The 9,074-nt window shown below is 51.9% G+C and carries 10 protein-coding genes; 3 read left to right on the top strand and 7 right to left on the bottom strand.

Annotated elements, in window-relative coordinates:
• Positions 1 to 12: 12 nt before the first annotated feature.
• Genes ABNS49_RS04430 through ABNS49_RS04420 form a run of 3 tightly spaced genes read right to left on the bottom strand, consistent with a single transcriptional unit; the run spans position 13 to position 2,635 of the window.
• Complete coding sequence (locus tag ABNS49_RS04430) at positions 13 to 699, bottom strand: hypothetical protein (RefSeq protein WP_289197284.1); 687 nt, start codon at positions 697 to 699, stop codon at positions 13 to 15.
• A gap of 11 nt (positions 700 to 710) precedes the next feature.
• Positions 711 to 1,169, bottom strand: a complete 459-nt coding sequence (locus ABNS49_RS04425) for a GNAT family N-acetyltransferase (RefSeq protein ID WP_277820860.1) — start codon at positions 1,167 to 1,169, stop codon at positions 711 to 713.
• A complete protein-coding gene (locus ABNS49_RS04420; protein ID WP_168353660.1) occupies positions 1,166 to 2,635 on the bottom strand; it encodes an amino acid adenylation domain-containing protein in 1,470 nt (489 codons plus the stop codon). Before ABNS49_RS04420 ends, ABNS49_RS04425 begins: the two co-directional genes overlap by 4 nt.
• A gap of 90 nt (positions 2,636 to 2,725) precedes the next feature.
• Between ABNS49_RS04420 and ABNS49_RS04415 the strand changes: the two genes are divergently transcribed.
• Entirely contained in the window at positions 2,726 to 3,313 is a 588-nt protein-coding gene (locus ABNS49_RS04415; RefSeq protein WP_135981209.1) for an HD domain-containing protein, read from the top strand.
• 80 nt (positions 3,314 to 3,393) lie between these two features.
• Complete coding sequence (locus tag ABNS49_RS04410) at positions 3,394 to 4,275, top strand: hypothetical protein (RefSeq protein ID WP_135981208.1); 882 nt, start codon at positions 3,394 to 3,396, stop codon at positions 4,273 to 4,275.
• 52 nt (positions 4,276 to 4,327) lie between these two features.
• Here ABNS49_RS04410 and ABNS49_RS04405 read toward each other — a convergent pair whose 3' ends face one another.
• Positions 4,328 to 4,867, bottom strand: a complete 540-nt coding sequence (locus ABNS49_RS04405; protein ID WP_135981207.1) for a helix-turn-helix domain-containing protein — start codon at positions 4,865 to 4,867, stop codon at positions 4,328 to 4,330.
• Between the two features lie 105 nt (positions 4,868 to 4,972).
• On the opposite strand from ABNS49_RS04405, the gene ABNS49_RS04400 reads away from it, so the two are divergent.
• On the top strand, positions 4,973 to 5,800 hold the full coding sequence (locus ABNS49_RS04400) for a histidinol-phosphatase HisJ family protein (protein ID WP_168353659.1): 828 nt from the start codon (positions 4,973 to 4,975) through the stop codon (positions 5,798 to 5,800).
• 148 nt (positions 5,801 to 5,948) lie between these two features.
• Here ABNS49_RS04400 and ABNS49_RS04395 read toward each other — a convergent pair whose 3' ends face one another.
• From ABNS49_RS04395 to ABNS49_RS04385, 3 genes are all read right to left on the bottom strand, one after another.
• Positions 5,949 to 7,256 carry an IS4 family transposase gene (locus ABNS49_RS04395; protein ID WP_348687746.1) on the bottom strand — a complete coding sequence of 436 codons (1,308 nt, stop codon included), beginning with the start codon at positions 7,254 to 7,256 and terminating at the stop codon, positions 5,949 to 5,951.
• A gap of 195 nt (positions 7,257 to 7,451) precedes the next feature.
• Positions 7,452 to 7,931, bottom strand: coding sequence for a hypothetical protein (locus ABNS49_RS04390; protein WP_135981326.1), 480 nt, complete (start codon positions 7,929 to 7,931; stop codon positions 7,452 to 7,454).
• Between the two features lie 256 nt (positions 7,932 to 8,187).
• On the bottom strand, positions 8,188 to 9,072 hold the full coding sequence (locus ABNS49_RS04385) for a helix-turn-helix domain-containing protein (RefSeq protein WP_135981327.1): 885 nt from the start codon (positions 9,070 to 9,072) through the stop codon (positions 8,188 to 8,190).
• Positions 9,073 to 9,074: the final 2 nt, after the last annotated feature.

The following is a 9,074-nucleotide window of genomic DNA, read 5'->3' as shown; positions in this document are numbered from 1 at the left end:
CTGCTTTTTCTTTTACCGTATCGAAAGCTGCTGCAACGTCCACACGATGCCTTTGGCAAGCCGCAAGTCCGCATCCACAAAGTGGTTGCCCGGATTCCATTCTAGCACGCACGGGATATGGAGCGCCTTATAAAATCGGGCGAGCTTTTCCATGATCGTGCCGGTTTGGCGCAAATATGGATTGCTCGTACGCGATTCCTTGTCGCCCAGCGACAAATAAATCGCCTTCGGCTGGCCTTTCATGCTGTGGGTTGTGGCGAACTCGTAAAAGCCGGGATACCATACCGACCCGGACGCGCAGACGACGCCTTCGCACATCGTCGACATGTACGCCGCGTACAAAGCGAACAAGCCGCCCATGGAATACCCGGCCACGATGACCGGCGTGTCTGCCTGCAAGGTGCGCTTCGCCCAGGAAACCGCGTTTTGGACAATTTGCAAAAAACGAGGCGCGTCGCCGGTAAAATGGTCGTCGCGCTGCACGACCGGCTCGTGGGGCCACGGCGAAAGATCTTTGTCCCAGTGCAAATCGTCGAACACGAGCAAGTGAAAGGCGATCGGATCCAGACGGGCGCACACTTTCAAAACGGCGGGCGCGATTTGCGACGACGCGATCAGGACGATAAGAGGAGATGCGGGCTGTTCGCAGTCGTACAAGACGACTTGCCGCCCGTCGATTGTTGTGGGAATAGTTTTCATAAAGACTCCTTTCAAGGAAGGTGGAAAAAGTCGACCATCGGCTCGAATCCCATGCTTTCATACAATGGAATCGCGGGCTTGGACGCTTCGAGATAAATTTTTTGGACATCTCTTTTTTTCGCTTGTTCGACAAGCCACGACACGATTTGGCGGCCGGTTCCTTTTTTGCGTCGCGACGGGAGGACGTAGATGTTCATCAAATACGCGCAGCGGCCGTTCGGGTTGTCGGGACTTGGCATTTCGTCATACAGGCATACCCCGCCGCAGCCAACGATTTCGCCCTCGTCCACCGCGAAACAGGCGATATGGGAGCCATCGGCCAAATGGCGCGCGTAGTAGGCCTCGTTTTGGGCTTTCAAAGCCGTCATCGGGTCGTTCGCGGGTACATCGAACACTTCGCGCAACACGATCATGCGCCAGGTCATGAGCGTGCCCAGCTCGCTGACGTCAACCAGCCGGATTTCCATCATGCCAGACTCCTTTCCAGTGCCTTGTAGTCCACTTTGCCGTTGGCTGTCATCGGCAGCCGGTCGCGAATCTCGAATTGTTCCGGAATCATGAACGGCGTCAGGTAGCGGGCCAGAAACGGTTTCAGCCCCGCAAGTCCGCTTTGTCCGTTTCGAAACACGATAAACGCTTTCATGTGGGAGCGATCCATCTGGTCGCGCCACACGACCACGGCGGCTTGCTTCACGTCCGGGTATTGATGGAGGACGCTTTCCACCTCGTCGGGTTCGACTCGTTTGCCCTCGATCATGATTTGACGATCCTTTCGGTGCAAAAACGCGAGGTTGTGGTCGGGCAGCACGTAGCCCAGATCCCCGCTGCGGTACAGGCGGCTTCCATCGGCCCGCGTGACAAACGCCTCGTTTTCCTTGGCGTGGTCGCCAATGTAGCCAAGGCTCACGCCGCCCCCTTCGATGCAAATCTCACCCACACATCCTTCCGGTACTTCGTTGCCGGCTTTATCCAAAATGCGAATCGTCGTGTCCAGCACCGGATGGCCGATTGGAAACGTGCCATCCGCCAGCGCCTCGCCCTGGCTGGCGTTGTAGTATGAGCAGCAAACGGTTGTCTCGGAAGGACCGTACGTGTCGTAGACAACGACTTTGTCCCGGATGCGGTCGATTTGGCTGGCGCGCAAAACGTCGCCGCCGGAAATGAGAAGCTTCAGCCCGCAAGGAACGACGCCTTCCTCGTTCATGCGTTCCACCATAACCGGAAACACGCTCATGCTTGTGCAGCGATGCCGCGCGCAAAAATCCATCAGCGCGTGAAAGTCGCGGCGTGTGTCGCCCTCGGGCATGACGAGCGTGCCGCCCGACAGCAGTGTGGTAAACACTTCCTCGACGAAAATATCGAATGTGCACACGCTGGATTGCAGCATGCGGGTGCGCGGGTCGGGATAAAACTCGTGTTGGAACGCGCGAACGTAATGGCAGACGTTGCCATGCGTGACGCACACCCCTTTGGGACGACCGGTCGTTCCGGACGTGTACAAAATGTAGGCGGGCGTTTCGCTCGCGATCGGACGTGGCGTAAACGGCTTGGGTAGGCGGGCGAGCAAGACGTCGATAGGGGCAACCGAAGAAAGCCCGGCGAGGTCGTCGGCATGGGACGCGTCGGTGACGATTTGGTCGACGCCCGCCTCGGCCAGCATGATTTCGATGCGCCGGCTCGGAAAGCCGGGTTCGATGGGCACGTAGGCCGCGCCCGCCTTTAAAACGCCAAGCATGGCCGCGATCATTTCGAAGCTATGCTCCATGAGGATGGCGACGTGGCGGCAGTCTTGAAGCCGGACGGCGATTTGGTCGCTCAAGGCGTCCAGCTCGCGATAGGATAAGAAATGGTGGTCGTCCTGGAGCGCCGCATGGTTTGGAAACGTGGCGACGACGTTTTGAAACCAGTCGACAAGGTTGTATTTAGAAGATTTCATATGAAAAGTATAGCGCGGTTTGTTTTTGAAAGGCGAGCGAAGCGCAACGGCGCCCTGTTTTTCGGCATTCGGGCGTGGTAAAATAAGTCCATGAACAACAAGGAAAAATTTATTCAAATTTACAAGGAAAACATTCAGCGTCCGGGCGCGGACAAGTTTTTGGAGTATTTGTGCTCGAAGCATTCGGACTTTTTCGACGCGCCGGCTTCGACGCGCTTTCATGGCAACTACAAAGGCGGGCTGGTCGAACATTCCCTGCACGTCTACGAGTGCCTGAAAGACTATTTGGCGCGGCCGCGCTGCCACGACGAATACAAAATGGAGTATTCGCAAGAAACGATCGCGATTGTCGCGCTGCTGCACGACATCTGCAAAATCAACGTGTACAAGGAGTCGACCCGCAACAAAAAGGTGAACGGTCAGTGGGTGCAGGTGCCGTATTACGAGTTCGATGACAAGATCCCGTTCGGGCATGGCGAAAAGTCGGTTTACATCCTGCAAAGCTATTTTCATTTGACACGAGAGGAGGCGTTCGCCATCCGCTACCATATGGGCTTTTCGAACGAGGATCCGGCGCGCAATGTCGGATACAGCTTCGAGCATTATCCGCTGTCGTTCGCATTGAGCACGGCGGATATGGAGGCGACGTATTTTCTCGACCGGACCGAGGAATCGTAAAAAAAAGCATCCGGCAGGCCGGAGCTGTCTTGTTCTTTTATAATGATGGGGATGAGAAACGGCTCATCCGGAGGTAGGATATGAGTGTAATCAAACTGGCACCGTATGCCAAATGCTATGAATGGGGCGGCCAGGCGCTACGCGCGTTCGGCGTGACGCAAGAAGGCCCGATTGCCCAGCAGTGGGAGCTTCGCGTCAACAGCGAGAATCCGTCCGTTGTCGTGACAGGATGTTGGGCGGGGCAAACGCTTAAGCGCTATATCGAGGAAAATCCGGACAAGGCGGGCACGCTCGCGAAAGCGTATCCGTATTTTCCGATTTCAATCGTGCTGGTCGACAATCAAAAACCGTCGATGATCCAGGTGGATCCGGATCCGGAAAAGATCCAGGCGTTGTATATTTTGAGCGCGAAGAAGGACGGGTGCGTGTATTGCGGCTTCGACGCGGCCATGACGCGCGACGAGCTTGTTTCGCACGTCGAGCAAGGTACGCTGGGCTCTTTGATCCGGCCGGTTCCCGTGCAGGCGGGCGACGCGCTCGTGATCGAGCCGGGAACCGTCTACGCGATTGGCGCGGATGTGCAGTATTTGGCCGTTCAGCAAGACGCGCCGCTTCGTTCCTTTTCTTTCGCGCAAGTGCTTGACGCGGTTCGGCTGCAAGGGGCTGCTCTTCAAAAGGAGGCGGACCGGCAAATCGTCGGGGACGGACAGGCGAATACGACGCTGCTGGCCGACACGGACGTTTTCGCGATGTTTCGCACCGTTTGCGATGGCGAGGTGACGATTCATCAGGACGCGGACTCGTTTGGCTCCATCGTTGTTTTGGAAGGAAGCGCGGTCATCACGCACGAGGATTCGATCGTGCACGCGCAAAAGGGCGACTCGATTTGGATCGACGCCGGCACCCGCGATGTGCGGCTTGTTGGCAACTGCGTGTATGTGTACACGGTTTTGACGCAATAAAGGAAAGAAAGAGCAACGCCCGGGACGGTTTGGTTCCGGGCGTTGTACTGGTTTATAGCTTTCGCTGGAGGGCGATGGCAAGACCTAAAAACTCGACGTCGTCGGCGTGGACGGCAAGTTCCTGCTCGTAGTCGGTTTGGACCCGGAAGACGAGCAAGTCGCCATAGCGATGGTACCGGCGTATGAGAATGTCGCCATGATGGCGAATGGCGACGATGGAGCCGGACGGATACCGGGGACGCGTCACGAAAAACACGAGGTCGTTTTTTTCGATATGGGCCCAGCGCATGGCGTCGTCGGTGGCGTACAAACAAAAGTCTGCGACAATGGCGGTGTCGACGCGCTGGGTCGTGCCCAGCAGCGGGACGTCGTTGGCGCGAACAGGTTGCGCTTGCGCCTCAATGCCCATCAAGTCGGCGAACGACATGTCGAGCGCTTCGGCGAGGCTACGCACGATTTTCTGGCTGACGGGACGCCCTTTTTCGATTTTGTTAATGGAGGAACGCGAAGTGTAGCCCATTTTCTTGGCGAGCTCGTCCTGGGAGAGCCCGAGCTCGATTCGTCTTTTTTTTACTTTTTCGGCAAGGTTCATGCCTTTATTATACACAAAATACGGAATTGAATTTTCACTTTGCGATCATTTACTTTTCTTTTGTTCGGTGAGAAAATGAGAGCGACTAAAGGAGAAAAGGATAGTATGAAACAAAATCTGCATACCCACACTGTTTATTGTGACGGCAAGGATACTGTGGAGGAAATGGTTCTGGAAGCCATCGACCGCGGCTTTGACTCGATTGGATTTTCCGGACACGGATACAACCATCCATACGACGTGATGTCGATGGACGAGGCGCGCGAGGAACAATACATGCGCGACATTTACCACGCCAACGCGCTTTACGACGGACGCATTCGCATTTACTTAGGCATCGAGGAGGACTCGATTGGCAAGCGGTTCAGCCACGACGACTACGAATACATCATTGGCAGCGTCCATTTTGTCGTCAAAGACAACGACGTGGCGCCAGTCGACTACTCCCAGGCCCGCTTCGAGCAGGTTTTGACGGACTGGTACGAGGGCGATATCTTGAAAATGGCCCACGATTACTACGAAGGCGTCAAAGAAGTGGCGCGGCGCGAGGAAGTCGACATCATCGGCCATGTGGATTTGATTGCCAAATACAACGAGGACGGCCGCTATTTCCGGTTTGAGGATCCAGCGTATTTGGCGATGGCGTTTGACGCGATCGACGTCGGCATCGCCAACGGAAAGATTTTTGAAATGAACACGGGCGCGATCGCCAGAGGCTATCGTCGTCTGCCGTATCCGCATTTGACGCTGTTGAAGCACATTCACGATCATGGCGGAATGATTTGCATAAGCAGCGACTGCCACAACCGGGCGAATCTCGATTTGGGATTCGACCAGTGTCTGGCGCTGGCGAAGGCGGCTGGATTCCGGTCGATCATGATTCTTACGGATGAAGGGTTCCGGCCCTTCGCGATCGAGGATATCGAAAGCTAAAGTAAAAAAAGACCTTGGATGCAATGTCATTTAGTTAAGAAATGGCTTAACCATCTGGAGATTAATTTCCAGATGGTTTTTTTTGAAATGTGCACGACAAAAAACTGAAGTGTTGTCACTCCATTTTTTTAAGTTTATAATTTAACTGTTAGTCATAGCGATAGTTGAATCCTATCGCATTTTTGGGTTTTATCTTCCGCTCATTTTGGCGATTGTGGCGGACTGGTAGTATTTCTTTGGCTAACAATTCTTCGATATTGGGCAGATCCGTTCTGCCCTTTTTCTTTAGATAATCTCGAATCATATGATAGGCGCGGACATAATTCAATTGGTATTCATATTCCCGTTTTCTTTCTTTGATTCGCACCTCGTTGGTAATCCTTCTACAGAAGTTATATAGGATCAACCTTGCATAGATCTCCTGTTCGATCAGATTTCGCTTTTTTGAATGCAGGGTATTCAAGTCAAGATCATATTTCAAATCCCGATAGGATGTTTCGATTTCCCAGCGTCTATGATACAGTTCCTTTATTTCCGTTATTGTGAATTCGTCTTTATCCAGATTGGTAACGATACTCTCATATGTACCGTCACTGATTTCAAAACGGACAACTCGGAAACTCATATCATAGAATTCACTTTCGCCAAAATAATCGAATCGTTGATTTTTCGGTACGAATTTATAGATCTCAGGATGTGCCTTTATCTCCTTTGTCTGTCTCCTCGTCAATGTTCGTTTGACTGTCCTATCGAATTCGGTATCCGGAAAAGGACCAAAGCTTCGAAGCACACTCGTTCTTGAACCGATATCTTTGACCCGAATCAAGAATTTGTTTCCGGAATGATTGATTTGGGCGAACGAATTGAGTGATTCATAGCCTCGATCGGCAATGAATATGGCTTTTCTTCCTTGATATCGTTCAACGATCTGACGGAAAGCGCCATTTTCATCCATTACAGCCTGACCTTGGATAATGACATCTTCGTAGGTATGTTCCAACAGATCGTAGCTCGTATTGATATGGAAAGCAGAAAATGGAATGTTTGATTGATTGCCATTCATTATCGTCGTTTTTTCATCTTTGAATTCGTTACGGATAGGAAGAACGGTTCCATCCACAGCGATCAAGCGAAACCCCTTGAGTAGAGGAACGATATGGGTGTTTCGATTGAAAGAATCGAAAAGAGAGCGAAAAGCGTCGGGACGGATCTTGTCTCTAGCCTGTATAAAAGAAGAAGCTGTTGGTGTATCGAGATGATATCCGAAGAGTTTATAAATTTCATCTTTCAAGGAACCAGCTTCAAGAAGAATGACATTGAGTAAAGTATTACCAAAAAGATGTTTCCGTTTCCGGGTAAAATGTTTCATGGGATCAACGACAAAAAGAGAGCGGGAGCGATCCATAGTTTTGATACAGGAATTGAGATGTTTTTTCAAGGATTTAAAATTGTTCATAAGTAACCTCCAGACGAATGCCTATAAACAATTGGCCAAGTATCATGAATGATACTTGGCCACACGTTTTTGGATGGAAGTCAACAAAAATAAGAAAATTATCTAAAAAAAAAGAGGGTACACTTTAAAATGTATCCTCTAAGACTGCCATTTCTTAACTAAATGACATTGACCTTGGATGGTCTTTTTTTACGGTTAGGACAACCAGTACCACGCGACCATCGCGAGCAGGGGGATCCAAATTGCCATATCCAGATACAGCGGCCGGAACAGGAGCACGATAAAAATCCCGTCGAAAAACAAAGCGATCCAAAGCATCGTTTGGGTTGGCAGGAAAAACAAGCCGATGTTCGGGCAAAGACAAAGAGCCATGCACAGCGCCTGCACGTAGGGCAGGACGGTGAAGGTGAGCGGAAGAGGGCGAAGTGATTTGAAAAACCATTTCTGCCATCGAAAAGAGGCGTAGGAAGCCGAAACCGGATCTTTGAATGTGCCCATCCATTCCCGGTTGTCAAAGACGATCAAGTCGCGGGATTTCATGGCGGATCGTGGCGGTTCCTCGTCCCAGAGCGAAACAGGAATGTGTCGTTTTTGCAGCGCGCTGGTCAAAGCGCCAAAATCGGAAAACGTGCTTAAAGAGCGCTGGATAAACCACGTTGGCCGATTTAAAAACATAAAATACTCCTTTTTTTGTATTGTATAGAGAAAAAGGCGCAACCACAAAGCGGTGGAAAATCTGGCTGAAAAACCGGCGCGCTTGACGAAAAGGGGAAAAGGAGTATACTTTAGTTAGATATGACTAACTAAAAGAAAGGAGATCACCATGCGCTCAACGATTCAAAAACGCCAGGAGAGAATTGCCAAAATTATGCGCATTCTCCAAAAAATTGGAACTGTATAAATTAAAAAAGTCCGTCATCGGACTTTTTGTTTACGATTTTTTCTGGATTGGAATCCAAATCTGGCTGTGGTAGTTTGGCGAAGCGGGATCCCCCATGGAGTACCATTCCACGCTCAAATCGCCAATGAGCGACAATTCAGGGTGCCGGGGCAGCCATTCGGTGAAGATTTGCTCGTTCACTGCTTGCAGCGCGCCGGGCAGCGGCCCGTAGCAGTCAAAGATCGCCCAGGTGTAGGCGGGAATCGTCTTGCGCGACAGTTCCTGGGTGTCGCCTCCTTCGCGATATTTGCCGGCAATCATGTATTCGATTGTTTCGCCTTTGTCAAAACAGAGGCCGAATTCGCCGATGTTGTTGGTCCAAACCGCTTTTTCAAAGTCGGTTTGCGGCCCGTTTTCCATCAAACGGGCGCAACGCTGCGAAAAGCGGCTCCACATCGCGGGAATTTCCGTGTACGATTGCTTCGCGTCCGCGACCGGCTCGCAAAGGCCGATGACGGTAAACGATGGAATGGTTTTCGTTGTGTAGTTCATTGTGTCTCCTCCTTGGACGCTGATTCGGATTTGAAGGCGAAGAAACAGACGCGGGCGCGCTTTATGCTGGCGGACTTCCAGCGCGGTGGCGTTGTGAAACCGTTTGAACGCGCGGCTGAAGCTTTCTGCCGAGTCGTAGCCCGCTTCCAGCGCGACATCCAGGATTTTCTGGTCGGGCTCGTTCCACAAGGTTTGCCCGGCGCAAGCCAGACGGCGGCTGCGAAGATATTCGATGGGCGAGTAGCCGGCCACGATGGAAAACCCTTTGCGCAGATGGGCCGCGGAGTAGGGCAGGCCCGCGTAGATTTGGCTTTCCTCCAGCGGCGTTTGCAGATGGTTTTCCATCACGTCGATCATAGACTGTAAACATTCGATCCAATTCATAC

Source organism: uncultured Dubosiella sp., from assembly GCF_964018005.1.
GTDB lineage: Bacteria > Bacillota_I > Bacilli_A > Erysipelotrichales > Erysipelotrichaceae > Dubosiella > Dubosiella muris.
The sequence above is the reverse complement of the archived record's forward strand: the minus strand, read 5'-3'. Positions and strand labels throughout refer to the sequence as shown.